The sequence below is a fragment of the Rhizobium sp. SL86 genome (assembly GCF_026672545.1).
Taxonomy (GTDB): domain Bacteria; phylum Pseudomonadota; class Alphaproteobacteria; order Rhizobiales; family Rhizobiaceae; genus Neorhizobium.
This window is the reverse complement of sequence record NZ_JAPPRJ010000001.1, coordinates 2,095,994-2,120,554: the sequence shown is the minus strand read 5'-3', so window position 1 is coordinate 2,120,554 and position 24,561 is coordinate 2,095,994. Positions and strand designations below refer to the sequence as shown.

The window sequence follows — 24,561 nt, the reverse complement described above, 5'->3', positions numbered from 1 at the left end:
AGTAAGCTCACCGATCGGCAGCCGAAGGTTAAAACCCTGCGGGCTCGCCTACTTCTGGGCGACCGGCACCCCCGGCAGCAGATAACGCAGCTTGCCGACTGGCACCGGCGGCTCGACGGGACCCGCCGCCCGGCGCGCCTCCAGCTTGTCGGAGAGAACACCGGAAACGACCGCCGGCACGGCATCTGGACGAGCGAGCAGATGCCTGACAACGCCGGACATCCCTTCGCGCGCCTTGACATCCAGCGCCAGGCGCAGGTCATGGCGGGCCTTGATGTGTCGTTCGTGACGGAGAATGACCGCCCGATCAGCCGGAGAAAGCTGCGGGCTGGAGAGACGGATTTTCCGTTCCGCCTGAAACAGCCTGCGCAGATCCTCGGTGCGGTGGCGGCCACTCAACGAATTGGGCCGGACGACGGCCGCATAACCGCAATGGTCGATCACCTTGTAGCGGGCACCGCAGATGAGCGCCCTCAAGTAGAGATCATAATCCTCCCCGAGCCGGAGAGCCTCGTCATAACGCAGCCCATGTGTCTCAAGGAACGCGCGCCGCATCACCGGCTTGAGGAAACCGATCTCGCCCCGCTGGCGGCCGCGTCTCGAAATATTGCCGTCCACGAAATCGCGGATGGAAAGGCTGCGGGTCCGCGCATGGAAACGATCGGGTTCGATCGGTTGCGACGGATCGTGGTGAATGAAACCGATGTTGTCGGCAATCATGTCCCAGTCCGTTTCGCGGATCATCGCGGCAAACCGCCCCGGAAAAAAGAAGTCGTCGGCGTCGAGCACGGCAATCAGCGGCGCGCGCGACACCTCGATGGCGCGATTGCGGGCGCCGGAGGGGCCAAGGTTTTGATCGAGCCGCACGATGGCGAGCCGCCCGCTCCGGTCGTCACACGCACTTGCAGCCGCGGCCGTCCCATCCGACGACCCGTCGTCCACCACGACGACCTCCGCAACCTCTGGTTCCCGCAGGGCCGACGCGATGGCGCGCCCAATGGTATCGGCTGCGTCCTTGGCAGCGATGACGACACAGACCTCGGGGGATTTGTCTTCGCGCATGGGAACCTCCGTTCGAACGATACGAAGGGAAACTAGAAAGATGTCGAGGATATGGAAGGGGAGACCGTTGCCGGTCAGAAAATCCGTTTATCGGTCCCCGGCCTTCAATCGAGGAGGAGCCTCGCCCGGGATCTCACCCGCCTGTCGTTTTTCGAGTCTGGCGGATTGAATGGACGGATCCGCCCGTCTGAGGCGGCTTTCCTTGCGCACCAGAAGAAGGATTCCGATAAAATACCCCACCTGGATGATGATCGCACAGAGAATCGTCTGCCAGATCGTCGTCGCGATCGATCCGTTCAAGGAATAGGTCACGCCTGCAAAGACCATCAGGACGGCCAGCATGCTGATCAGTGCGCGCGGTCCATACATTGTGATCCTCCGGAACGTCCAATTGGCCCATCTTTGCCGGTTGCACATCAGAGTGCAACAGCAAGACCTTTCACGTCTGCCTGAACGTGATCATCCTTTAGCACAAAGCCTCCGGCAACCGAGTAAATATTTGGTAAGAGAATGGACACAAATGTGCACATCTGCCGCGGTCTTGCCACAATCCGGCCCCGCAACCGCTGGTGGGACCTCCCCAGCCCCGCACCGGGCGCCAGTCTTCGATCAAAATTTGTTACAAAGTTCCGGGTTACCGTCAGCGCTCGATTGCGGTGCAGCGTAAACATCGCACTGCACAAAAAACTGTCTCGTACAGTTGAAAGCCTGCAAAAGACGCATGGGTCGAGCAAAAGCCAATCTGCGCTTTGCAATATTGCGCATGTTCTAAACTAAAAAGAATAGTCGAAATTTCCAAAAAATGTGAGTGATTTTCAGAAAATACAAGCAAATTGCTCCCGCGGCCATGTATCGCCGCTGCTCCTTGCCGAGTCATGACAGGTGCATGACACCCCGACGCGACCGATCTGACCCCTGCCGGTACGGTTGCTAACAAAAAATCACTGGCCAGAATTCGGAAACGCCCAATTATGATTGCATCAACGAGGGCCATGAACGCCCCTGAGGCACCGACCACTCGCAGCAATGGAGTTTTCCTCTATGAAGTCCGCGACACGATCGGCAGACACGCCGCTTAGCTCGACCCATGAAATGCATCTCGCCTTTCCGACAGGCGGCGTTTCAAAACGGGCCTTCGACATCACCGTCGCAATGATTGCGCTGGTGGTGTTCCTCCCGCTCTTTCTGATGATCATGGCCCTGGTCAAGTTCACGGATGGAGGCGCCGTCTTCTACGGGCACAAACGTGTCGGCCACAACGGCCGCTACTTCAAGTGCCTGAAGTTCCGCACCATGGTCGTCAACGGCGACGAGGTGTTGCGCCGCCACTTGCACGCCAATCCCGAAGCCGCCGAGGAATGGCGACTGACCCGCAAGCTGAAAAACGATCCGCGCGTCACAGCTGTCGGCGCGGTCCTTCGCAAGCTCAGCCTCGACGAATTGCCGCAGCTCATCAACATCCTGCGTGGTGAGATGAGCATCGTCGGCCCCCGTCCGGTCGTCGACGAGGAACTGACCCTCTATGACAGCTTCGCCGTCTATTACCTGCGCACCCGGCCTGGCCTGACCGGTCTCTGGCAGATCAGCGGACGCAATGACGTCTCTTACGAGAGCCGCATCGCCTTCGACACGCATTACGTCCAGAACTGGTCACTGATGCAGGACATGGCGATCATCGTGAAGACGATCCCTGCCGTTTGCATGTCCCGCGGCAGCTACTGAACCCGCATCCGAGAAGACGTCCTGCAACCTGCCCCGGCGCCATGTGCCTGGGGCCATCCGACGGAGCGTCCATGCCCGCATTTTTTCACCTGCATCCCCTGGTCCTCCGATGCGCGCGTGTTGCGCTTGTCGGTGGCGCATTGTTCGGCACGGCACCGTTCACCGTCCCCCAAGCCTCTGCCGCTGAGACGGCCTACCAGCTCGGCCCAATGGACAAGCTGCGGGTCCGGGTCGCGCAATGGGTCCCGGCCGAAGGCGTGTTCCGCAGCTGGGATGCCCTGAGCGGCGATTACAGCGTCGGAGCGGACGGACGCCTGTCCCTTCCCTTTGTCGGCAGTATATCCGCTTCCGGCAAGACACCGGATGCGGTGGCCAGCGAGATTGGCTCGGCGCTGCAGCAGCAGTTCGCGCTGCGCGATCCGCCGTCGGCTTCCGTGGAGATTGCCCAGTTTCGACCGGTCTTTATGGCCGGCGACGTGCAGACACCGGGCGAATATCCCTTCATTCCCAACATGACGGTGTTGAAGGCCGTCAGCGTCGCCGGTGGATTGCGGCGGTCGGAAAGCGGGCAGCGCTTCGAACGGGATTTCATCAACGCCCAGGGCGATCTTTCGATCTATGGCAGCCAGCGGGCACGCCTTATTGCCCGGCAAGCCCGCCTGCAGGCGGAAATGAACGGCGACAGCGACATCGAGATGCCGAAGGACCTGGAAAAGATTCAAAATGCGAGCGACCTGATCCGTAGCGAATCCGCGCTGATGAAACAGCGCCGCGACCGTTACGAGTTGCAGCTGAAGGCCCTCGCCGACCTGAAGTCTCTGCTGCAGAAGGAAGTCGCCTCGCTGGAAGAAAAAAGCAAGACGCAAAGCCGTCAGCTGGAGATTGCCGAGCAGGACCGCGAAAAGATCAGCCGCCTGAACGAACAGGGGCTGGCGTTGAGCTCGAGGCTGCTTTCAATCGAAGAGCGGACGGCGGATGTGCAATCGACCCTGCTCGACATCGACACCAATATTTTGCGGGCCAAGCAGCAGATCAGTCAGGCTGATCAGGACGAGATCAACCTGAAGAATGATTGGGAGGCGCAACGTGCCAAGGACATGCAGGACACCGAAGCTGAACTGGAAAAGCTGAACCTGCAGATCGGAACGAACCGCCAGCTGATCGCCGAAGCGCTGACCAAATCGGCGGAAGCACTGCGGTTTGATCCGGCAGGCCGCGCCGTCTCCATCCGTTATTCGATCATCCGTGAGACGGCCGAAGGGCCAAAGGAGATCGCGGCCGATGAGACAACACGGCTTCAGCCGGGTGACGTCGTGCGCGCGCGATCCGAAATGCTGGTGCAATAACGCCATGCGGATCGCCAAGGCCGTCTTCATCCAACCGGAGCGGAACGGCGTGTACGGCGCTGCGGCGGTGGCGCTGTCCTTTTTTGTCTTCGCCTATTCCGCCCGCTTCGGTCAGATCTCGATCCTGGCCTATTACGGGGTGTGGCTGCCGCTGGTCCTGCTCGATTACCGTAATGTTCTCGGCAATCCCTTGCGCATGCTCTGGATCTTCGCCTTCGCGATTTTCTGCTTCATCTCGGTCTTCTGGTCGCCGGCGGCGTCCGTTTCGTTGCGCGCCGCCATTCAGTACCTCTCGCACATTGTCTGCGCGGTGATCGCGCTGCGCACGATCACGATCGCGACGCTGACCCGTGGCGCCACCCTGGGCTGCGCCGTCGTGCTGCTCTATTCGCTGCTGTTCGGCAGCTATCATTTCGATCCACTGGACGGAACCTACAGTTTTGTGGGCGCCTTCGCCTCCAAGAACCAGCTTGGCTTTTACGCGTCGTTGGGACTGATCTTTTCTTATGCCGGCATGGCGGTCATCCGCAGCGGACTACGGTGGCTGCCGGTTGCAGGAGGAACCACGCTCCTCTCGGCCTACAGCCTCTTTGCATCGCAATCGGCGACCTCGGTCATCACAACGCTCGCAATCCTGATGCTCATTGCCGGCCTGCAGCTGCTCGGCCGGTTCACCCCCAACATGCGCAAGCTGCTGTTTGCCTCCGGCCTGGTGGTCGGGGTGATCGGCGTAACGCTGGCGCTCGGCATGGGGGCTGCGGATGCGGTGCTCGGCGCTTTCGGCAAGGATTCGACGCTGACCGGACGGACCTATCTCTGGCAGCAGGGCATAGAGGCCGCCCGCCAGTCGCCCGTGCTCGGCATCGGTTATCAGGGCTACTGGGTGCGCGGGTTTCCCGAAGCCGAGCGCCTGTGGCAGGAGTTTTACATCGATAGCCGCGGCGGTTTCCACTTCCACAACACCTATATCGAGACCATGGTTGAAACCGGCGCGATCGGCATGCTGCTATTATGCACCACCCTCATCACAAGTTTCATCGGCCATCTAAAACACCTGCTGCACGACCGGAAAAACCCGGAGTCCCTGGTGATGTTCGCCGTGATCTCGCTGCTCCTGGTGCGCTCCTTCGTCGAAATCGATGTAATGTACCCGTATCAAGTGGGATCCTTCCTTTTCTACATCACCGCCGGCACGCTGACACTCCGGAAAAAGGCGAGGTCGCGGGCAATCTCCCGCCCGATGCGGATCCGCCCGATGATGACCCAGGCCATCGGATGACGACCGCCGCCCCTTTCGGAGGCGAAGATGCAGACATTGCACGTATCCAGTCTTCGTGAGCGATTGCGGCGCTCGCCGTGGTACTGTTTTGCGCCGCCGAGCGGCGCGAGCGAGGTGGTGACATAGGCTGGCGATTTCGGTGGTGGTGAAATTTGGGCCTCTTGCCGGAATGGAGGGATGGCTTCTGACCTGGGCGGCTGCGATCACCTGCACCGCGCTCGGGGTCGTGGGTTATGAAACCGTGGAGCGCCCGCTGCAGCATCTCCTCAAGCATGGCCGGCTGAGCTTCCGTCTGCCGAAGCGGCAGGCGGCGAAGTGAGGCTTGCTTCAGCCTCTGTTCAGATCCTCATGCGTCAGTCCGAAGTGATCCAGGATGATCTGGATGTTGCGCCGGTGCGACTTGAAATAGACGTCGAAAAGGTCGCCGAGCACCGGAACGCTGCCCAGAACGGCATCGGTTGCGACATTGCCCAGCATCTGCACCTGCTTGTCGCCGGGCAGCCCGAGCTTGCGTGCCTCGTGGAGGATAGCAAGGCCGACCAGCGCGCCCGCCGCATCTCCCACACCCGGCACGAGTCCGAGGATCGAATCCGCCCCGAAGCGGATGCTGGTGCCGGGAATACGCAGCGCCGTATCCATCAACCGCGCCACTCTGGCGAGTTTGGCAAGCCGCCGCGTGGCCTGCGCGTCCAGCATTGCCCCGCGACTTGTGCGCCCCTCAAATGTCTCCGCTCCGGCCATCGTCGTCCTCCATCCGCGTCAGGTGCTCAACGACGGGACGGCTGGCCGGTTCCTTGCCGTCTCCGTCTTCCATCCTGCCGATACACGAATTACCGGCATGTTCACCTGCCATGTGGGAAGACGAGAGGACCGGCACAAGCCAAACCGCCCTTGCATGCAACGAACGAACGCGGGATGACAGGGCGCTTAAAGCCTGCGCGGGCATGTGCTGAGGCCGTGAGGGCACAATCAAGGGAAGGAAACCGACACATGAAACTGCTTCGTTACGGCCCGATCGGCGCCGAAAAACCCGGCCTTCTGGCTGCCGATGGCACGATCCGCGATCTCTCCGGCCATCTCTCCGACCTGTCGGGTGCAGCCCTTGATCCGGAGGCGCTGGCGAAACTGGCCGCGATCGATCCGGCATCGCTGCCGGAGGTATCCTCCGCCGAACGCCTCGGCGCCTGCGTCGCCGGCACCGGAAAGTTCATCTGCATCGGACTGAACTATTCCGACCACGCCGCCGAATCCGGCATGGCGGTTCCGCCCGAACCGGTGATCTTCATGAAGGCCACCTCGGCAATCTGCGGCCCGAACGACGACGTCTTGATCCCGCGCGGTTCGGAAAAGACCGACTGGGAGGTCGAACTCGGCATCGTCATCGGCAAGACGGCGAAATACGTGAGCGAGGCAGAGGCTCTGGACTACGTCGCCGGGTATTGCGTCAGCCATGACGTCTCCGAACGCGGTTTCCAGACCGAACGCTCCGGCCAGTGGACCAAAGGCAAGTCCTGCGACACGTTTGGGCCGATCGGCCCCTGGCTGGTGACGAAGGACGAGATCACCGATCCGCAGAACCTGTCCATGTGGCTGAAGGTCAACGGCGAGACGATGCAGGACGGCACGACCTCCACGATGGTCTACGGCGTCGCCTTCCTCGTCTCCTACCTCTCGCAATTCATGTCGCTGCATCCGGGCGATGTCATCTCGACCGGCACCCCGCCCGGCGTCGGCATGGGCATGAAGCCGCCGCGCTATCTCAAACCCGGCGACGTGGTGGAACTCGGCATCGAAGGCCTCGGCAGCCAGAAGCAGACGTTTAAGGCGGATCGCTGAAACATTCTCCGTCACGCAGATAAGCACAGAAGCCGGGACGATCTCCCGGCTTTATGCGTATTATTGAATATAGTACTTCTTGGTACAAGAAATTAAATCTGTGTTAGGTTTCCGGAACTATGGTGGGGCAAACTGACACGAAGGATGTTTCCCATGGTTGAAGCCGTATCCAGTGCAGCAACATCGCTGCTGAGTTCCAGCAGTTCCTCCTCGACATCATCGTCGAGTTCATCGTCGTCCAGCACGGATCTCGCCTCTCTCGAGGCGGAACTCGCAACCAAGCAAGCGAAGCTTGCAGAGACGGAAGACGAGGAGGAAAAGGAGGATCTCGAAGCCGAGATCGCAGTCCTCCAGCAGAAGATCGAAAAGGCGAAGGCCGAAGAGGCCAAGAAAGAAACCAAGACCGAAACCGAGACCGAGCAGCCGACACAGCAGTTTTCCGGCGAAAGCGAGCGGATCGGCACAAAGAACTACGACGAAGAAACCGAATTCGGCAATCGCGAAACCTACGTCTGACGACTGGCCTGATCGCGAAACCGTCAGGTTTTTCCGAACGATCGAAGAATGACGAGGGCATGAGACAATCTGCCCTCGTTTGATCCGCACCCCTTGATACCGTCAGGTCTGGCGTGATCTCCGCCCCCGATCATCAGACCGTTGATGCCTTTCGGCTCGCCGCCTTGTCGAACCAGGCGGCGCCCTCCGCCAGATCGTCCGGAGCCCGGAATTCCTGGTAGGTGGTGCTCTGGATGCGCACATGATCACGCACCAGCCGTTCGACAGCCGGCGCATCCTGCGCCTCGAGCGCCTTCAGGATCATCCGATGTTCCTGCATCGATCGCGCCAGACGGTCGGGCACAAAAAGCTGCGCCTGCCGAAAGGCCTTCAGCCTGCCCTGCATTGCACTGGTTTCTTCGGCCAGGAAGCCATTCCCGGACGCCTCGTAGATCAGCCGGTGGAAGGTCTCGTTATGCGCGTAATACGCGCGTGAATCGTTTTCCTGCAATGCTGCTTCGCAGCGGGAGGCAGCGTGGCGCAGAAGAAGCAATTGAGCCGCCGTTGCCCGCGTGGCCGCCAGGCGCGCGCACCAGGCCTCCATCTCCGCCATGACCTCGAACATTTCCACGATGCGCACGAAATCCGGCCGGCGCACGAAGGTCCCGCGGTTGGGAAAGGTCTCCGTCAGACCATTGGCCGTCAATTGCCGCAAGGCTTCCCGCAGCGGCGTGCGGGAAACGCCGAATTCCTGGGCCAGCATCGTTTCATCCAGCCGTTCCCCATCCTTGAAATGCCCCTCGGCAATCATGGTCTCGAGACGCTCGTAGATCAGTTTGGCGGCGGGTTGACGGGGTTCAGACACAGCGGATCTCCTTCCGGTCCACATCCTTTCACGAACGCACAGGAAAATGCAATCGGATTGGTCCGTATCCAATCTCAAAAAACTTGTACACAATCCGTAAAAATGATCTACAATATAGGCTCAATCAAGAAACGCATAAAAATTAATCAACATAAAGGGAACGCGAAAATGAAGCTTTGGAAACTGCCCGCCGTCCTCTTGCCGCTGTGCCTGCTGTCGACAGGCGCCCATGCCGGCAAGGCGGACGACACCCTCAACATTGCATTTTCGAAGGAACTGGAGCACGTCGACCCCTATTACAACACCGCCCGCGAGGGCGTTCTGCTGGGGATGTCGGTGTGGGACGGCCTGCTGTATCGGGATCCGCAGAGCGGCAAATATGTCGGCAACCTTGCGACCGACTGGAAATGGCTGAATGACACCACGCTCGAACTCAACCTGCGCAAGGGCGTCAAGTTTCACAACGGCGAAGCCTTCGATGCCGACGACGTTGTCTTTACGCTGAACTACGTCGTCGACCCAGCCAACGGCACCAAATCGCAGCCGAACACCGGCTGGATCGCCAGCGCCGAGAAGGTCGACCAGTTCACGGTTCGCATCCACACCAAGGGACCGTTCCCTGCCGCGCTGGAATATCTCGCCGGACCGGTGATCATCCACCCGAATGAATATTACGCCAAGGTCGGCCAGCAGGGCGTTGCCACCAAGCCGGTCGGAACGGGCCCGTACATGATCACGAGCGTCGAGCCGGGCAAGCATTTCGTGCTGAAGCGCAATCCGGATTATTTCGCTGCCGCCAAGCCGAAGGCGAAGATCGAAACCGTCGATATCCGCACCGTCCCCGACACCAACACCCAGATGGCCGAACTCTTTAACGGCGATATCGATCTGGCCTGGGGCGTGCCGCCGGACCAGGCCGGCAAGATGAAGAGCATGGGCAAGTTCCAGATCATCAACGCGCCCACCATGCGCGTCGGTTACATCTCGCTCGATGCCGCCGGCCGCACCGGCGAAAAGAACCCGATGACCAATCTCAAAGTCCGTCAGGCGGTCAACCACGCGATCAACCGCAAGGGCATCCTGGAGGCCCTGATGAAGGGTTCGTCCGAGGAGATCAACAGCGCCTGCGCCCCCGTCCAGTTCGGCTGCGAACAGAAGGTGACGAGCTACGCCTACGATCCGGCAAAAGCGAAGGCATTGCTGGCCGAGGCCGGTTACCCGAAGGGTTTCGAGATCGAATTCTATGCCTATCGCGACAAGCCGCTGGCCGAAGCCATGATCGGCATGCTGGCCGAAGTCGGCATCACCGCCAAGCTCAACTACATGCAGTATGCGGCCCTGCGCGAAAAGCGGATCAAGGACGGCACGCCGATGGCCTTCATGACCTGGGGCTCGAACTCGGTCGCCGACGTCTCCGCCATCACCAGCGCCTTCTTCAAGATGGGGGGCGAGGATGACGCCCGCGACAAGGACGTGGCAGCACTGCTCGACAAGGGTGACACCTCCGTCGAGGATGCAACACGCAAGGAAGCCTATTCCAAGGCGCTCTCCGAGATCGCCGACAAGGCCTACTGGGTGCCGCTCTGGACCTATTCGAGCAACTACGTGATGGGCACCGATCTCGATTTTGCTCCGACCCCGGATGAACTGATCCGTTTCTACGCGATCGGCTGGAAATAACGCCCGTCATCAGCACCATGGGCGGGCGTCAAGGACGCCTGCCCATGTCCGATGGCATCCGAGGCGCCGGATGGCGTCCATTGTCGGAGACACTGCGATGTTCAAATATATCATGATGAAGCTGGGAATGGCGGCCCTAGTTGCGCTGACCGTCTCCTTCATCAGCTTCCTGCTGCTGTTCATGGCGGGCGATCCGGCCATCTCGATTGCCGGAGAATCGGCGACCCACGAGGTGATCGAGAAGGTTCGCCACGAATACGGCTTCGACCGTCCGCTCCTCGTTCAGTATGTCGAGTGGTGCGGCAAGGCGCTGACCGGCGATTTCGGGGTGAGCTATTATTTCAAGGCGCCCGTCTCCCAGATGATCGCCGAACGCCTGCCGGTCACCATGACCGTCGGCGGGCTCGGCATGGGCTTTGCGCTTCTCCTGGCCATCCCGATGGGCGTTCTCGCCGCCGCCTTCCCCAACACGATCATTGACCGTACGGCGCTCACCGTCGCTGTCGTTGGCCAGGCCATTCCGAGCTTCTGGTTCGGTCTGATCCTGATCGTCATCTTTTCGGTCCAGCTTGGCCTCGTGCCGGCATCCGGCACGCGCACCTGGACGGGTTACATCCTGCCGACAATCGTGCTCGGTTATTATGCGACACCGGCCATCATGCGGCTGACGCGCGCCGGCATGCTGGAGGTCCTCTCCGCCGATTACATCCGCACCGCCCGCGCCAAGGGCCTAGGCTGGCGAGTGGTGATGTTCAAACACGCGCTGCGCAATGCCATCATCCCGGTCGTCAGCCTGGCGGCGGTCCAGCTCGGTTTCATGTTCGGCGGATCGGTCGTCGTGGAAACCATTTTTGCGCTGCATGGCGCCGGGTTTCTTGCCTGGGAGTCCATCTCGCGCAACGACCTGCCCACCATGCAGGCGCTGATCCTGATCTTTTCCATGTTCTACATCGTCTTCACGTTCCTGGCGGATATTCTCAACGCCTGGCTCGATCCCAGATTGAGGGCTGCCTGACATGACGCAAACAATCTCTTCTCCCGCGCTCCGCGATGCCGCAGTCGACAGCCCGTTCCGGCTCCTGATGCGCAAGGCCTGGAAACACCGTGGTTTCATGGCCGGCTTCCTGGTGGTCTCGACGGTCGCACTGATCGCCCTCCTCGCTCCGTTGCTGGCGCCTTACGATCCCTACAAGCAGGATCTCCTGGCCCGCATGGCCCGGCCGGTCTTCCTGGGTGGTGAGTGGAAGCACATTCTCGGCACCGATGCGCTTGGCCGCGATTACCTGTCGCGCCTGATCTACGGCGCCCGCGTGTCGCTGATGATCGGCCTCGTCGCAGCCGCGATTTCCGCCGTCATCGGCACGACGCTCGGCGTGCTCGGCGGCTATTTCGGCGGCAAGGTGGATGCCGTCGTGATGTTCCTCGTCTCCGTCCGACTGGCGCTTCCGGCGACCCTCGTGGCGCTGGCCGTCGTCGCGCTTTTCGGCGGCTCGCTCACCGTCGTCATCACCGTCCTCGGCCTGCTCCTCTGGGACCGGTTCGCCGTCGTGCTGCGCAGCGCCACCATGCAGGTCCGACAGGCCGATTACATTGCGGCCGCCGAAGTGCTGGGTGCAAGCCTGCCCCGCATTCTCTGGAAGGATGTCCTGCCGAATGTCATGAACGCGCTGATCGTCATCATGACGCTGGAGATGGCACATGCCATCATCCTTGAGGCAGCCCTTTCCTTCCTCGGCCTCGGTGTCCAGCCGCCGACACCGTCCTGGGGACTGATGATCTCGGAAGGCAAGGAAATGCTGCTGTTCGAAAGCTGGCTGATCACGATCCCGGGCATTGCCCTCTTTGTCCTGCTGCTCGCCATTAACCTGCTGGGCGATGGCATCCGCGACATCACCGCGCCGGAAGGAAGGAACTGATGATGATGCCCGACGATCCCATCCTTTCGATCCGCAATCTCACCATTTCCCTGCCGGTGGGCGGCGACCGCCCGTATGCGGTCAGCAATCTCTCGCTGGAGATCAAGAAGAACCAGATCCTCTGCATTGTCGGCGAATCCGGCTCCGGAAAATCGATCACCTCGTTTGCCACGATGGGACTGCTGCCGAAGGCGCTCTCCGTCTCCTCCGGCGAAATCCACTTCGAGGGACGCGATGTCCTGAAACTCTCGGCCAATGAACATGCGGCCCTTCGTGGTGCCCGCATGGGCATGATCTTTCAGGAGCCGATGAGCGCGCTCAACCCCTGCTACACGGTGGGCGAACAGATCGAAGAGGTGTTTCGCGCCCATTCCGACATGTCGCGCAGCGAACAGCGGGAGCGCACGGTGGCACTTCTGCGGGAGGTCCATCTTCCCGATCCGGTGCGCATCTACCACGCCTATCCGCACCAGCTGTCCGGCGGCCAGCGCCAGCGCATCGTGATTGCCATGGCACTGGCGATGGAGCCGCGTTTGCTGATTGCCGACGAACCCACCACGGCGCTCGACGTTACGACGCAATCGCAAATCCTCGACATGTTCAAGGAGCTGAAGGAAAGCCGGCAGGCCGGCATTCTCTTCGTCACCCACGATTTCGACGTGGTGGCGGAACTCGCCGACCAGGTGCTTGTCATGCAGAAAGGCGTGGTGGTCGAACAGGGACCGGCCGACGAAGTGCTGAACCGACCGCGTCATCCATACACGCGCATGCTGATCGATGCCGTACCGCGCCGGCATGTTGCAAAGGGAACACCGTCGACCGACCATGAGATCGGATTGCGGGTGGCCGGCATCGAAAAGACATTTCGCACGCCGCGCACGCTCTTTAAGCCGGCGCGCACCGTTCAGGCCGTCAAACCGATCGATTTCACCGTCCTGGAGGGGCAGACGCTCGGCATCGTCGGCGAATCCGGCTCTGGCAAGACCACCCTGGTTCGTTGCCTGATGGGCCTGACGGAACCGGACGAGGGTTCGGTATGGATCGGCAATACCCGGCTCGACACGACAACCGCTGCCGGGCGACGCGCCTTCCGCAAGAACATCCAGATCGTTTTCCAGGATCCCTACGGCTCGCTCAATCCGCGCCGCCGGATCGGCGATCTTCTCGTCGAAGGCCCCCTCAATTTCGGCGTGCCGCGCCAGGTGGCGATGGAAAAGGCCAAGGAACTCCTGAAGATCGTCCGGCTGGAGGAAGATGCGCTCGAGCGTTTCCCCTCCCAGTTTTCGGGCGGCCAGCGGCAGCGCATCTCGATTGCCCGTGCGCTGATGGTCGAACCGAAGATCCTGATTGCAGACGAGGCGGTGTCGGCGCTTGATGTCTCGGTGCAGAAAGACGTGCTGAAACTGCTGGACGACATCAAGAAGCGGGTCGGGCTCACGATGATCTTCATCACCCACGATCTTCGCGTCGCCGCGGAGATCTCGGATCACATCCTCGTCATGCAGAAGGGCGACGCCGTCGAATACGGCAGCGTCGACGAGGTGTTCGGCAATCCGAAAAACGACTACACGCGCAAACTTCTGGCCGCCATGCCCGGACGCGGCTGGGAAGCGCCGGACATGGCAGCATTGCCGCCGCTCGAAACCGCTTGAAGGAACATGGACATGCAAAGGGACGCGATCATCAGCCGGGCGTCGGATTACGCCAAGGAGGGAGGGCTTGCCGCCGATCTTTCACGCCTTGTCGCCTACCGGTCGATCAGCCAGTCGGAAGGAAAACCCGAAGACCTGATGGCCTATCTCACCGACGAGATGCAGCCGCGTCTCGCCGACATGGGCTTTCAGACCGAGATATCGGACAATCCACGCGCGGGCGGCGCGCCGCTTCTTCTGGCCACCCGCCACGAGGGTGACGATCTGCCGACCGTGCTGATCTATGGCCACGGCGACGTCTGCAACGGCGAGGCGCATCGCTGGCGCGAGGGCCTCGATCCTTTCCTGCTGAAACAGGAAGGCGACCGGCTTTATGGTCGCGGCACCGCCGACAACAAGATCCAGCACCTGATCAACATCAAGGCGCTGGACCTCTTGATCAAGACGACGGGCAGGCTCGGCTTCAACGCCAAGATCATCCTGGAAATGGCGGAGGAGACCGGCTCCTTCGGCCTGCGCGAATTCTTCGAGGCGAAGCGCAATGCGCTTCAGGCGGATGTACTGATTGCCTCAGACGGCCCCCGCCTGGCGGCCGACACACCGACGATGTTCATGGGGTCGCGCGGCGGCATGTCTTTCGATCTCGTCGTGAACCTGCGCGAGGGCGACCATCACTCGGGCAATTTCGGCGGCCTGCTTGCCGATCCGGTCATCATCCTCTCCCACGCGATTGCCACGATCGTTGATCGTCGCGGGCAGATCCAGATCCCCGAATGGCGTCCGACCAGCCTTACCCCGGAGATCCGGGCAGCCCTCAAGGACCTGCCGCCCCGCCGGCACGATGCGGATTGGGGCGAAGCGGATCTTTCTCCGTCGGAGCGTGTCTTCGGCTGGAATTCCATGGCGGTACTTGCCATATCGGCTGGCAATATTGCAGCGCCGCAGAACGCCATTTCCGGCTCGGCCCGCGCCACCTGCCAGCTGCGCTTCGTCGTCGGAACCGACATGGACGACATCCTGCCCGCGCTTCGCCGGCATCTCGATGCCCACGGCTTTTCGATGGTGGAGGTCAGGCCCGGCCGCGGCGAGGCCTTCAAGGCAACGCGTTTCTCGCCGGATCACCCCTGGGTCAAGTTCGTCGAGCAATCGGTCGCGGCAAGCTCCGGCAAGGCACCGCATGTCCTGCCAAACCTTGCGGGTTCGTTGCCGAATGACGCCTTTACCGACATTCTGGGCCTGCCCACCGTCTGGATTCCGCATTCGCATGCGGAATGCGGCCAGCACGGCCCGAACGAGCATGCCCTGCTGTCGATCGCCGAAGAAGGCATGCGCATCATGACGGCGCTCTTCCTCGACATTGCCGACAAGGCCACCAACCTGAAGCGCGGCAGTTGATCCGTGATGGATACGCTTCTTCTTGTGGCGTTTATGGCGGCCACCGGCGCCGTGGCCGGCCTGATTGCAGGCCTGCTCGGCATCGGTGGCGGCGTCGTCATCGTGCCGGCACTGTATTTCGTCTTCGAACACCTGGGCTATGGCAGCGACAAGCTGATGCAGGTCTGTGTCGCCACCTCCGGCGGCACCATCATCTTCAACTCCATCCGCTCGCTGACGATGCACAACCGCCGCGGTGCGGTCGATTGGGCACTTCTGAAGCGCTGGGGACCCGGCATCGCCATCGGTGCGATCTTCGGCGTGCTCGGCGCCGCAAGCCTGCGCTCGGCCAGCCTCTCGCTGCTCTTCGGCTGCATCGGCATGACGCTTGGCCTCTACATGCTGCTAGGCCGCGCGGAATGGCGGATCGCCGAGAGACTGCCGAACGCCTGGCTCGCCAGCCTTTATGGCACGGTGATCGGCTTCTTCTCCGCCATGATGGGCATCGGCGGCGGCTCCTTCGGCGTTCCGGCGATGACACTGCACGGCATGCCGGTGCAGCGCGCCGTCGCCACCTCCTCTGGGCTCGGCCTGCTGATTTCACTTGCCGCCGTCTCTGGTTTCCTCGTCAGCGGCTGGAATGTTGTGAACCTGCCCCCCTTCACCGCCGGCTACATCAACCTGCCGGCACTCGGGCTGATCGTCGCGGTCTCGACGCTCACCGTGCCGCTCGGCGTGCGGCTTGCCCATTATTTGCCGGCAGCAATGCTGAAACGAATTTTTGCAGTCGTCATTTCGGTGATGGCGTTCAAGATGTTGATGAACGGGCTGGCAGCGGCCTGAACCAGGGAGACAGTTCATGGGAAAAAGCAATCCTGCCGATCTCGGCGCTGGCGAAGCGGCAAGGCTGATTGCCTGGAAGGCGCTTTCCCCGGTCGAACTGGCGGAAGCCAGCATAAAGAGGGTGACGGAGCTCAACCCGGCAATCAATGCGCTCGTCGCTTCGGATTTCGACCGCGTCATGGACGAGGCCCGCGAGGCCGAACGTCAGGTCATGGCCGATGCGCCGCTCGGGCCACTGCACGGCCTGCCCTTCGGCGTCAAGGACATGATCGATGTTGCGGGCCTGCCGACGACCTTCGGATCGGAAATCTTCAAGGACAATATCGCCACGAAGGACGACGCGATCGTCGCCGCCATGCGCGCCGCCGGCGCCATCCCGCTCGGCAAGACCAACAATCCGGACTGGAGCCTCGGAGGCAACACCATCAACCGGGTCTATGGTGCAACCGGCAATCCCTTTGATCCGACCAAAAGCGCCGCAGGCTCGTCCGGCGGGTCGGCAGCGCTTCTCGCCGCACGCATGGCCCCGCTTGCCACGGGATCGGACACCGGCGGAAGCCTGCGCAATCCGGCCGCCTTTTGCGGGGTTGTCGGTTTCCGCCCATCGCCCGGCATCGTGCCCGGCAATACGCGCGTTGCAGCGCTCATGCATCTGTCGACCAGCGGCCCGATGGCGCGCTCCGTCGCCGATACCGGACTGATGCTATCGGTGCTCGCTCGCGCCGACCGCCTGGACCCCTTCACCGTCGTGATGGACGGCAAGACGCCCTGGCGGCCAGAAGATTTCGCCGCCCCCGGTCGCATCAACCTTTCCGGCCAGAAAATCGCCGTGACCGAGGATTTCGGTTTCGCCCCAACCGAACGGGTCGTGCGCGAAACCTTCCGCAAGGTCGTAGCCCGGCTTCTGCCGCACCTCGGTCCGGTCGAAGAGACGCATCCGACCTGCACCGATGCCGACCGCATCTTTTCCGTGCTGCGCGGGCTGGCGATGATCGGCCATGAAAAATACCTCCTGTCCTCGCCGGACAAACTCGGGCCGAATGCCAAGGACAACGTGGCGGAGGGACTGTCCTTCGGTCCGCGCGACTTCTATGAGGCGATGGCCGCGCAGGGGCGTTATTACCGCGACTGGCAGGTCTTCTTCGAAACCACCGATTTCGTCTTGTGCCCGGCGGTGACGATAAGCCCACGCGACTGGCATGAAGCCTACCCGCGCGAGATCGATGGCGTGACGACGAAAAGCTATTACCATTGGCTGGCCATGGCCTATGCCTCGACCCTTGCCGGGCATCCGGCCATCACCATCCCGGTCGGCCGAGACAGCCTCGGCATGCCCTTCGGCCTGCAGATCGTTGGGCGCCGCTTCGATGACCTGCGCCTGTTGCAGATCGCCGCCGAGATCGAGGCGCTTCTCGCCGACGACCCGGAATTCGGCAAGCCGGCCGTCGATCTCGATGCGCTCGCAACCGCCCCGCGCCTGGCCGATCGCCCAGGCTTCATCCCGGCCTGGTAAGGCCTTTCGATTGGTCGCCTCAGGCGCGACCAACCCGCCATCTGCCGCCTTTTCTCTCAGTCATTCGCGCCTGTGCCATGGGTCGTTTCCCTCGTCGGAAAATACCCATGGCACAGGCGTTTTCGCATCCCTGTTCCGGCTCCGACCGTCATCCAGGATGTGAGAATTTTCCTATGGAAGAATCTTTCATTGAAATCCAATCAATTGAGATTCTTTGACGTAAACTTCGCCAATATCCGAGAAAATTTATAAATCCGGCGCCATCTTAGAGAGCACCTTTCATTTGGCTTCTGCTATCACTCGGTCAGTGAAAGATGGAGATCACGATGCTGGAAAAATTCGAACGTTATCCGCTCACCTTCGGCCCCACCGCCATTGAATACCTCCCCCGTCTGACTGAGGCGCTCGGCGGCAAGGTCGAGATCTGGGCAAAGCGCGAGGATTGCAATTCCGGCCTCGCCATGGGCGGCAACAAGCTGCGCAAGCTGGAATACATCGTTCCGGATGCGATCGCATCCAACGCCGATACGCTGGTCTCGATCGGCGGCGTTCAGTCGAACCACACCCGCATGGTGGCCGCCGTTGCGGCCAAGATCGGCATGAAGTGCCGCCTCGTGCAGGAAAGCTGGGTTCCGCATGAAGACGCTGTCTACGACCGCGTCGGCAACATCCTGATGACCCGCCTGATGGGCGCCGACAGCCGCATCGTCGAGGACGGTTTCGACATCGGCATTCGCAAGAGCTGGGAAGACGCGATCCAGTCCGTGATCGATGAAGGCGGCAAGCCCTACGCCATTCCCGCCGGCGCCTCCGTGCACAAGTTCGGCGGCCTGGGTTATGTCGCGTTTGCGGAAGAAGTCGAACGCCAGGAAGCCGAAATGGGCATCAAGTTCGATTACATCGTCGTCTGCGTCGTCACCGGTTCCACGCAGGCCGGCATGATTGTTGGTTTTGCGGCCCAGAACCGCGCCGACCGGGTCATCGGCATCGACGCCTCGGGCACGCCGGAACAGACCCGCGCCCAGGTTCGCCAGATCGTCGACAACACCGCAGCGCTCGTCGAACTCGGCCGCGAGGTGCGCGAGGACGAGATCGTCATCCTCAACGACTACGCCTATCCGGCCTATGGCGTGCCCTCGCATGAGACGAATGAAGCCATTCGTCTGGCGGCCCGCACGGAAGCCATGATCACCGATCCGGTCTACGAAGGCAAATCCATGCAGGGCATGATCGACCTGACACGGAAGGGTTATTTCCCGGATGGTTCGAAGGTTCTCTACGTCCATCTCGGCGGCGCTCCGGCCATCAACGGCTACAGCTACACCTATCGCAACGGCTGATCCCCGTCGCCGATCCTCAGAAGACGAGTGGTTCGTTGTCGATGACCTCCTTCATCACGAAGAAGGTTCGGGTCTGGCGAACCCCCGGCAAAGTGAGGAGCTGATTTCCATGCAGGCGGTTGAACGCCTGCATGCTGCTGACGCGGATCTTCAGAAAATAATCGTAGTCGCCCGCAATCACGTAGCACTCGATGACGAAGCCGAGCTTTTTCACCGCGGCTTCGAAGTCGGAAAAAGACTCAAGCGTCGAGCGATCGAGAACCACACCGACCATGACGACCACCTCGAGATCGACGACCGCCGGATCGACGATCGCGCGAACGCCCTTGATCGCCTTCGTCTTGAACAGTCGTTGCGTGCGTCTGTGACAGGTGGCGGCGCTGATGTTCACCTTGGTCGCCAGTTCCGCATTCGTCAGCCGTCCATCCCGTTGCAGATGACGCAGGATATTCAGATCGATCGCATCAAGTTCCCCATCGGGAGCGAGAGTTTCTTTCATTCTGGCAGCCTTTTTTGAAACACCTGGAGTAGCCTATGCAAACCGCCGGACAAAAGACAAGCACGGCAGGTGCCTTTTCCGATGCCTTGCTGCTCGGCGGCATGATCGTTTTATGGGGATTGAGCTGGCCGGTCATGAAGCTGGCGGTTCTCGAGGCGCCGCCGCTGTGGCTGGCCGCCATCCGCTTTGCCAGCAGCGGCCTTTGCCTGTTTGCGCTCAACGCGCTGCGCCGCGAGATTCGGGTTCCCACCCTGCCGGATCTTCCGATCGTACTCAGCATCGGCTTGCTGCAGATGGCGGCTTTCACCGGGCTCGGCATGATTGCCATGCAGTTCATCGACGCCGGACGGGCCTCGGTGCTTGCCTATTCGACGCCGCTCTGGGCGGTGCTGATCGCCGCAATTCTCTATCGCGAGCGGCCAACCCCGCTCCAGCTTGTTGCCGTCGCAACCGGCATGAGTGGCATCATCATCTTGTGTTCGCCGGCATCGCTCAACTGGTCCAGTTCCAGCGTTCCGCTCGGCGCCGGTCTGCTGGTGCTGGCGGCCATCTGCTGGTCGATTGTCATCCTTCACGTCCGCCGGCACCGCTGGAAGACCACACCGCTGCAGCTGGCGCCCTGGGAAATGGCCCTGGCATCGCTGGTTCTCATACCCTTGGCCTGGGCGGTCGAAGGTCCGCCGACCTCGATCCAGTGGAGCCCGCACCTGCTGCTCCTCATCATCTATTTCGGTCCCGTCGCGACCTCCTTCTGTTTTGTTGTCTCGACCGAAGTCGGACGGCGGATCTCCACCTTCACGATGTCCAATCTGACGCTCGGCGTCCCCGTCATCGGCACCTTCGTTTCGGTCCTGCTGCTGGGCGAGACCCTTTCCTTCCTCGCATCGCTCGGTTTTTCGCTGATCATGTCCGGCATCGTGATTGCGGCCTGGGCCGTCCGGATGAAGGCCAGGGTCAACAGCCGGACCCGCGAACGAGACGAACATCAAAAGCAGGCCTGGCCGGTGGAACGCGTCTGATGTGACCAACGCTCTGCGAGCGACGCCGCCCGACCCTGCGGCAGAACGTCTCCGTCCGTACCAATATTCTCGCTGCACATTCGAAAGCCGCCTGTTACCATGCGATTCGTGACGTGAAGTCGCGGCTAGCCCGGGCGAATGCGATCGGTTCTGGCAGCTATGGGAGTGTTGTTCGCGCGTTCGGCCCATGAGTGTTCATCACCGGTCGGCCTGTCTTCGCAGGGCGGGAAAATCATCCTGTTCACGACGGGATGATTTTCTTTTCTTCATGCATGCATCGTAAAGCAACATCCTGTACAATTGTCCCTCAACGGATGTAGAGACACGTGGCATTGCATGAATGATCAGGAAAAACCCGTAATCCCGAACGTCAAACGAGGCCGTGGGCGTCCGAAGACACAAAGTGACGAAGATCGACTTCAGTCAATTATCGTGACCGCGCGCAAGACGTTTGCCGAACTTGGTCTGGTTCGCACGACAACGGATATTGTCGCAAGCCGCTGCCGGATCTCGAAGCAGACGCTGTACCGCCTGTTTCCGAGCAAGAATGATCTTTTCCTCGCCGTCGTGGTGGCACATCGGCAGATGATGCTCGACCTGCCGCGCCCACCGGAGGAAGATGGACCGCTCGACGAGGTGATCAGCAAGATCTTCCGGGTTGACATCGATCTTGAGACCGAGCGCGAACGGGAGGCGTTCATCCGCATCGTCATGCTTGAATCACCGCAAGTGCCGGAACTGGCCGAGATCCTCTACCGGGAGGGGCCGGAGACAGCCCGTCTGCAGCTTGCAAGATGGCTCACGCAGGAGATGGAGCGCGGAAAACTGCATCTCGACGACCCGATGGCAGGCGCACGCATGCTGCTCGACCTGATGTTCGGCGCCGGCGGTCCGAGGGGATGGCCGGATCTCGAACAGCGCCGGAACCACATGCGCCAGGCGATCGCACTTTTCGTCCGTGGCACGCGGCCAGCGTGACGGCCTGTTTCAATATGAGAATGAAGGCCGCAGAATCCGGCCTTCCTTAAAGATTGAACAAAAGCTTCGGGAAATTCTTTCCGCTCCAGCAATGGTTCTCTGACAGGTTGGTGGCATATACATCACCTGGGAACCCCGAACGATGAACGTTCATGATGAAAGCGCGGCGGAAAGGGCCATGACCCTGCGTGCATGCTGCCTCCTGATGGAGCGCGGCATTCTAAATCCCGACGACATGGCAAAGGTTCTGAACAGATGGTCCGGCGGTGGCTACAGGATGGAGCGGCTGCTGATCTCGGAGCGGCTGGTCACTGCGCGCGCCTATTACGAAGCGCTCGCCGAAGCCAATGATCTGCCCTTCATCGACCTGATGAAGGAGCCCTGTGATCCGACCCTGCTGCGGGCAGAAGACCGGAGTGATTACACGCGCCTTTCGCTGCTGCCCTGGCAAAGACAGGACGGTGTCACCCTCGTTGCAACCACCGAACTCGGCGAGGCGCAGCGACATTGGGCCGCCGAGCGCTACGGCAAAAACGGGTTTCGCCTTCCTGCTGACTTCGTCCTTCGACATCTTGTGGGAAACACAGCGGCTGTTCCGCGACAGCGACGACCGTACCGCCCGGGAAGACCTCTGCACGACGAGACCTCTTCTGTCTGCCCGCACGACATTCACCAGAGGTCACATCCTGGCCTTTGCAAGCCTTGCGGCGATTGCTTCGGCAGCGTTGATCTACAGCCCCCACACCACACTTGTGGCAGTGGGCGTGATCGTCACGCTGCTTTACACGGCCTCCTTTGTCTTCAAGTTCATTCTCACACTGCTCGGCGCCGGCAGCGCCGTGGACCAGGCATCCGACATCCGCGAACTTGCGGCAAACCTGCCGGCGGAATCGCTTCCGGTCTATTCGGTCCTGGTGCCGATGTATCGCGAGGCGCGTGTACTCCCGCTGCTGGTGCGAGCCCTGGAACGGCTGGATTATCCGGCCTCCAAACTGGACATCAAGCTGGTGCTCGAAGAGGATGACGTCGAAACCATCGAGGCCGCCAAGGCGATGCGCCTGCCGGCCACCTTCGAGATTGTGCGGGTGCCCGCTTCCCATCCCCGCACCAAACCGAAGGCGTGCAATTACGCTCTTCCCTTCTGCCGCGGCGCGTTCGTCACGATCTATGACGCTGAAGATCAGCCCGAGCCGGATCAGTTGCGGCTTGCGGTGGCCGCATTCCGGCTTGGCGACAATGGATTGGCCTGTGTCCAGGCCCGCCTGAACTACTTCAACCGCTCGGAAAACTGGCTGACGCGCATGTTCACGCTCGAATATTCGCAGTGGTTTGACTTTTTCCTGCCGGCGCTCTCCAGGATGAGCGTGCCGATCCCGCTCGGCGGAACCTCCAACCATTTCCGTATCGACGTGCTGCGCCAGGCCGGGGCCTGGGATCCCTTCAACGTGACGGAAGATGCCGACCTCGGGGTCAGGCTTGCCCAGAGCGGTTACACCGTCGGCGTCATCCCCTCCACCACCTTCGAGGAGGCGACAAGCGATATCAAGAGTTGGGTCAAGCAGCGGTCGCGCTGGATCAAGGGCTATATGCAGACCTGGCTCGTGCACATGCGAAGCCCCGTCCAGTTGTGGCGCTCGCTCGGCACCGCGGGTTTCCTGAGTTTCCAGGCCTTTATCGGGCTGCCGCCGTTTACCGTGCTGATCAACCCGATCCTCTGGCTGCTGACATTGCTGTTCGCCACCTCCGCCTTCGGCGTCACGGACTGGCGGCTTCCAGAACCCTTTGGTGCGCTTGCCCTGTTCAATCTGGTGATCGGCAATCTGCTGCTTCTCTATTTTGGCACCATCGCCTGCCTGAAGCGCGGTTTCTACGACCTCCTGCCATCCGGCCTCCTGATGCCGCTCTACTGGGTGCTGCATTCGGTTGCCGCCTATAAGGCGCTCTGGCAACTGCTCCACAATCCACACCACTGGGAAAAGACCGAGCACGGCAAAAGCGAGATCAGCGCCCAGCTTCTGGAAAAGGCGGCGGCATGATGCAGAGTTTTCCGCCGATCTTGCCGCCCCGCCCTGCCGGCCACCGGACCGGTTTTGTTCGTGACCTCGCCCTGGTTCTCGTCAGCGGCGCCCTCTTTGCGCTGATGGCCGTGACAACGGTGAACACGATGCCGCAACGCCCCTGGATCATCGCTCTCTTGGTCCTCCCGGTCCTGTGCATGGTGGCATCGCTGCGGCGCTTGCAGCAATCGGCCTGGGGCATCGCGGGCGCCGGTCTCCTGCTGCTGCTGACCATGTCGCATCCCCTGATGCTTTATGCGATTTCGAGCGAGCCCGCGACGCTGGGCGCAGTTGCGGCGCTGGCGCTTGCCGCCATCGCTGTCCTGGATATCCTGCAAAGGCCGGATGCCGAGGCACGGATCCATCTCGGTCTGTTTCTGGCGCCGCTTGCCCTCGTGCCGGGCGGCTGGCCAATCCTCCTGGTTCTGGCCTTTCTTGCGCCCCTCACGGAGCCACGCGCCCGCGCGGAGGTTCAGGTGGCGATTGCCCTGCTGCTTGTCGCACTCGTCCCGGCAGTCATCGCCGTGCTTGCCGTTTCCGCCCTGCAGCTTGCCGCGCCAGCCGGAGCAGTAGCACTGTTCCTGCAGGGCATCCTGTCGACCTTTGCCCTTCGCCCTTCGTTTGACGCGACCGCCGTCATGGCGCTGACGGTGACATCGCTTCCGCTTCTCGCCTTCATGCTCGCGGCCATGCGGGAGCCGGCAAACCGCGTGACTGCCGCTGCCGTCCTGATATTCCCCTTCCTGGTTGCCGCCGTCCAAGGAACCTTTGCCATTGATCTTGCGCCCTGGACCGCCAGTCTGCTCGCGCCTCTTCTGGCCTTCCTGTGGAGTGGCGGGCGACGATTGTCCGCAGCAATGCGCATCAGCCTCTATGCAGCCTTGGCGGCAAGCGCCCTGATGGCGTGGCAGTTCGATCCCCTGTGGAGCGGCTCCTCCTGGCGCGAACGACAGATGGGACGCTCGTCGGAACTTCTCTCGCAGACCTGCACCAGGATCGGAGCCTGCCCCGCACTCCTCCTGCGACCGACGCTGTCATTCTCCTGAGGTTCCGCACGTCCCCCAAAAAAACGCGCAACCTTTCTG

At 61.4% G+C, this 24,561-nt stretch carries 23 protein-coding genes; 18 read left to right on the top strand and 5 right to left on the bottom strand.

From position 1 onward, the window contains the following. Positions 1 to 48 precede the first annotated feature (48 nt). Together OU993_RS10460 and OU993_RS10455 are read right to left on the bottom strand one after the other, a co-directional pair. Positions 49 to 1,062: a glycosyltransferase family 2 protein gene (locus OU993_RS10460; RefSeq protein WP_268156817.1), complete on the bottom strand. Its 1,014-nt coding sequence runs from the start codon at positions 1,060 to 1,062 to the stop codon at positions 49 to 51. Positions 1,063 to 1,149: 87 nt separating this feature from the next. Then, positions 1,150 to 1,431 (bottom strand): exopolysaccharide production repressor protein, encoded by a 282-nt coding sequence (locus tag OU993_RS10455; RefSeq protein ID WP_268156815.1) that lies wholly within the window; start codon positions 1,429 to 1,431, stop codon positions 1,150 to 1,152. Positions 1,432 to 2,103: 672 nt separating this feature from the next. On the opposite strand from OU993_RS10455, the gene OU993_RS10450 reads away from it, so the two are divergent. From OU993_RS10450 to OU993_RS10435, 4 genes are all read left to right on the top strand, one after another. Beyond that, positions 2,104 to 2,784: a sugar transferase gene (locus tag OU993_RS10450; protein WP_268156813.1), complete on the top strand. Its 681-nt coding sequence runs from the start codon at positions 2,104 to 2,106 to the stop codon at positions 2,782 to 2,784. A gap of 71 nt (positions 2,785 to 2,855) precedes the next feature. After that, positions 2,856 to 4,130, top strand: coding sequence for a polysaccharide biosynthesis/export family protein (locus OU993_RS10445; RefSeq protein ID WP_268156812.1), 1,275 nt, complete (start codon positions 2,856 to 2,858; stop codon positions 4,128 to 4,130). Between the two features lie 4 nt (positions 4,131 to 4,134). After that, positions 4,135 to 5,409, top strand: a complete 1,275-nt coding sequence (locus OU993_RS10440) for an O-antigen ligase family protein (protein WP_268157655.1) — start codon at positions 4,135 to 4,137, stop codon at positions 5,407 to 5,409. 139 nt (positions 5,410 to 5,548) lie between these two features. Then, the gene (locus OU993_RS10435) at positions 5,549 to 5,728 is read left to right on the top strand and encodes a hypothetical protein (RefSeq protein ID WP_268156810.1); all 180 of its coding nucleotides are present in this window, start codon (positions 5,549 to 5,551) and stop codon (positions 5,726 to 5,728) included. Between the two features lie 8 nt (positions 5,729 to 5,736). Here the strand turns inward: OU993_RS10435 and OU993_RS10430 are convergent, their stop codons facing one another. After that, the gene (locus OU993_RS10430; protein WP_442792900.1) at positions 5,737 to 6,150 is read right to left on the bottom strand and encodes a DUF4112 domain-containing protein; all 414 of its coding nucleotides are present in this window, start codon (positions 6,148 to 6,150) and stop codon (positions 5,737 to 5,739) included. Positions 6,151 to 6,399: 249 nt separating this feature from the next. Between OU993_RS10430 and OU993_RS10425 the strand changes: the two genes are divergently transcribed. Then, positions 6,400 to 7,245, top strand: a complete 846-nt coding sequence (locus tag OU993_RS10425) for a fumarylacetoacetate hydrolase family protein (RefSeq protein ID WP_268156808.1) — start codon at positions 6,400 to 6,402, stop codon at positions 7,243 to 7,245. A 153-nt stretch (positions 7,246 to 7,398) separates the two neighbouring features. Beyond that, positions 7,399 to 7,761, top strand: a complete 363-nt coding sequence (locus OU993_RS10420; protein ID WP_268156807.1) for a hypothetical protein — start codon at positions 7,399 to 7,401, stop codon at positions 7,759 to 7,761. A 133-nt stretch (positions 7,762 to 7,894) separates the two neighbouring features. Here OU993_RS10420 and OU993_RS10415 read toward each other — a convergent pair whose 3' ends face one another. Then, positions 7,895 to 8,605 (bottom strand): GntR family transcriptional regulator, encoded by a 711-nt coding sequence (locus OU993_RS10415; RefSeq protein WP_268156805.1) that lies wholly within the window; start codon positions 8,603 to 8,605, stop codon positions 7,895 to 7,897. 168 nt (positions 8,606 to 8,773) lie between these two features. Here OU993_RS10415 and OU993_RS10410 point away from each other — a divergent pair, with 168 nt between their 5' ends. The 8 genes from OU993_RS10410 to OU993_RS10375 all read left to right on the top strand — a co-directional run bounded on the left by OU993_RS10410 (position 8,774) and on the right by OU993_RS10375 (position 18,923). Further along, positions 8,774 to 10,285, top strand: a complete 1,512-nt coding sequence (locus OU993_RS10410; protein WP_268156803.1) for an ABC transporter substrate-binding protein — start codon at positions 8,774 to 8,776, stop codon at positions 10,283 to 10,285. 97 nt (positions 10,286 to 10,382) lie between these two features. Then, complete coding sequence (locus OU993_RS10405; RefSeq protein WP_268156801.1) at positions 10,383 to 11,300, top strand: ABC transporter permease; 918 nt, start codon at positions 10,383 to 10,385, stop codon at positions 11,298 to 11,300. A 1-nt stretch (position 11,301) separates the two neighbouring features. Further along, entirely contained in the window at positions 11,302 to 12,201 is a 900-nt protein-coding gene (locus tag OU993_RS10400) for an ABC transporter permease (protein ID WP_268156799.1), read from the top strand. A 5-nt stretch (positions 12,202 to 12,206) separates the two neighbouring features. Further along, a complete protein-coding gene (locus OU993_RS10395; RefSeq protein ID WP_442792945.1) occupies positions 12,207 to 13,853 on the top strand; it encodes a dipeptide ABC transporter ATP-binding protein in 1,647 nt (548 codons plus the stop codon). A 12-nt stretch (positions 13,854 to 13,865) separates the two neighbouring features. Next, a complete protein-coding gene (locus tag OU993_RS10390; RefSeq protein WP_268156795.1) occupies positions 13,866 to 15,248 on the top strand; it encodes a M20 family metallopeptidase in 1,383 nt (460 codons plus the stop codon). A 6-nt stretch (positions 15,249 to 15,254) separates the two neighbouring features. After that, complete coding sequence (locus OU993_RS10385) at positions 15,255 to 16,070, top strand: sulfite exporter TauE/SafE family protein (protein ID WP_268156793.1); 816 nt, start codon at positions 15,255 to 15,257, stop codon at positions 16,068 to 16,070. 16 nt (positions 16,071 to 16,086) lie between these two features. Continuing rightward, complete coding sequence (locus OU993_RS10380; RefSeq protein WP_268156791.1) at positions 16,087 to 17,583, top strand: amidase; 1,497 nt, start codon at positions 16,087 to 16,089, stop codon at positions 17,581 to 17,583. A 320-nt stretch (positions 17,584 to 17,903) separates the two neighbouring features. Beyond that, positions 17,904 to 18,923, top strand: coding sequence for a 1-aminocyclopropane-1-carboxylate deaminase (locus tag OU993_RS10375; protein WP_268157652.1), 1,020 nt, complete (start codon positions 17,904 to 17,906; stop codon positions 18,921 to 18,923). Positions 18,924 to 18,939: 16 nt separating this feature from the next. Here the strand turns inward: OU993_RS10375 and OU993_RS10370 are convergent, their stop codons facing one another. Continuing rightward, positions 18,940 to 19,422 (bottom strand): Lrp/AsnC family transcriptional regulator, encoded by a 483-nt coding sequence (locus OU993_RS10370; RefSeq protein WP_268156789.1) that lies wholly within the window; start codon positions 19,420 to 19,422, stop codon positions 18,940 to 18,942. A 35-nt stretch (positions 19,423 to 19,457) separates the two neighbouring features. Here OU993_RS10370 and OU993_RS10365 point away from each other — a divergent pair, with 35 nt between their 5' ends. The 4 genes from OU993_RS10365 (at position 19,458) to OU993_RS10350 (ending at position 24,522) form a co-directional block, all read left to right on the top strand. Further along, on the top strand, positions 19,458 to 20,441 hold the full coding sequence (locus OU993_RS10365) for a DMT family transporter (protein ID WP_268156787.1): 984 nt from the start codon (positions 19,458 to 19,460) through the stop codon (positions 20,439 to 20,441). Between the two features lie 432 nt (positions 20,442 to 20,873). Beyond that, positions 20,874 to 21,419, top strand: a complete 546-nt coding sequence (locus OU993_RS10360) for a TetR/AcrR family transcriptional regulator (protein ID WP_268156785.1) — start codon at positions 20,874 to 20,876, stop codon at positions 21,417 to 21,419. Between the two features lie 473 nt (positions 21,420 to 21,892). Further along, on the top strand, positions 21,893 to 23,455 hold the full coding sequence (locus tag OU993_RS10355; RefSeq protein WP_268156784.1) for a glycosyltransferase family 2 protein: 1,563 nt from the start codon (positions 21,893 to 21,895) through the stop codon (positions 23,453 to 23,455). Then, positions 23,452 to 24,522: a hypothetical protein gene (locus OU993_RS10350; protein ID WP_268156782.1), complete on the top strand. Its 1,071-nt coding sequence runs from the start codon at positions 23,452 to 23,454 to the stop codon at positions 24,520 to 24,522. The genes OU993_RS10355 and OU993_RS10350 overlap by 4 nt, the downstream gene beginning before the upstream one ends. Positions 24,523 to 24,561 lie beyond the last annotated feature (39 nt).

What these genes read in the sequence shown, in the direction of transcription:
- OU993_RS10460 (WP_268156817.1), bottom strand. Translation starts at nt 1,062, where the DNA reads ATGCGCGAAGACAAATCCCCCGAGGTCTGTGTCGTCATCGCTGCCAAG.
- OU993_RS10455 (WP_268156815.1), bottom strand. Translation starts at nt 1,431, where the DNA reads ATGTATGGACCGCGCGCACTGATCAGCATGCTGGCCGTCCTGATGGTC.
- OU993_RS10450 (WP_268156813.1), top strand. Translation starts at nt 2,104, where the DNA reads ATGAAGTCCGCGACACGATCGGCAGACACGCCGCTTAGCTCGACCCAT.
- OU993_RS10445 (WP_268156812.1), top strand. Translation starts at nt 2,856, where the DNA reads ATGCCCGCATTTTTTCACCTGCATCCCCTGGTCCTCCGATGCGCGCGT.
- OU993_RS10440 (WP_268157655.1), top strand. Translation starts at nt 4,135, where the DNA reads ATGCGGATCGCCAAGGCCGTCTTCATCCAACCGGAGCGGAACGGCGTG.
- OU993_RS10430 (WP_442792900.1), bottom strand. Translation starts at nt 6,150, where the DNA reads ATGGCCGGAGCGGAGACATTTGAGGGGCGCACAAGTCGCGGGGCAATG.
- OU993_RS10425 (WP_268156808.1), top strand. Translation starts at nt 6,400, where the DNA reads ATGAAACTGCTTCGTTACGGCCCGATCGGCGCCGAAAAACCCGGCCTT.
- OU993_RS10420 (WP_268156807.1), top strand. Translation starts at nt 7,399, where the DNA reads ATGGTTGAAGCCGTATCCAGTGCAGCAACATCGCTGCTGAGTTCCAGC.
- OU993_RS10410 (WP_268156803.1), top strand. Translation starts at nt 8,774, where the DNA reads ATGAAGCTTTGGAAACTGCCCGCCGTCCTCTTGCCGCTGTGCCTGCTG.
- OU993_RS10405 (WP_268156801.1), top strand. Translation starts at nt 10,383, where the DNA reads ATGTTCAAATATATCATGATGAAGCTGGGAATGGCGGCCCTAGTTGCG.
- OU993_RS10400 (WP_268156799.1), top strand. Translation starts at nt 11,302, where the DNA reads ATGACGCAAACAATCTCTTCTCCCGCGCTCCGCGATGCCGCAGTCGAC.
- OU993_RS10395 (WP_442792945.1), top strand. Translation starts at nt 12,207, where the DNA reads ATGCCCGACGATCCCATCCTTTCGATCCGCAATCTCACCATTTCCCTG.
- OU993_RS10390 (WP_268156795.1), top strand. Translation starts at nt 13,866, where the DNA reads ATGCAAAGGGACGCGATCATCAGCCGGGCGTCGGATTACGCCAAGGAG.
- OU993_RS10385 (WP_268156793.1), top strand. Translation starts at nt 15,255, where the DNA reads ATGGATACGCTTCTTCTTGTGGCGTTTATGGCGGCCACCGGCGCCGTG.
- OU993_RS10380 (WP_268156791.1), top strand. Translation starts at nt 16,087, where the DNA reads ATGGGAAAAAGCAATCCTGCCGATCTCGGCGCTGGCGAAGCGGCAAGG.
- OU993_RS10370 (WP_268156789.1), bottom strand. Translation starts at nt 19,422, where the DNA reads ATGAAAGAAACTCTCGCTCCCGATGGGGAACTTGATGCGATCGATCTG.
- OU993_RS10365 (WP_268156787.1), top strand. Translation starts at nt 19,458, where the DNA reads ATGCAAACCGCCGGACAAAAGACAAGCACGGCAGGTGCCTTTTCCGAT.
- OU993_RS10350 (WP_268156782.1), top strand. Translation starts at nt 23,452, where the DNA reads ATGATGCAGAGTTTTCCGCCGATCTTGCCGCCCCGCCCTGCCGGCCAC.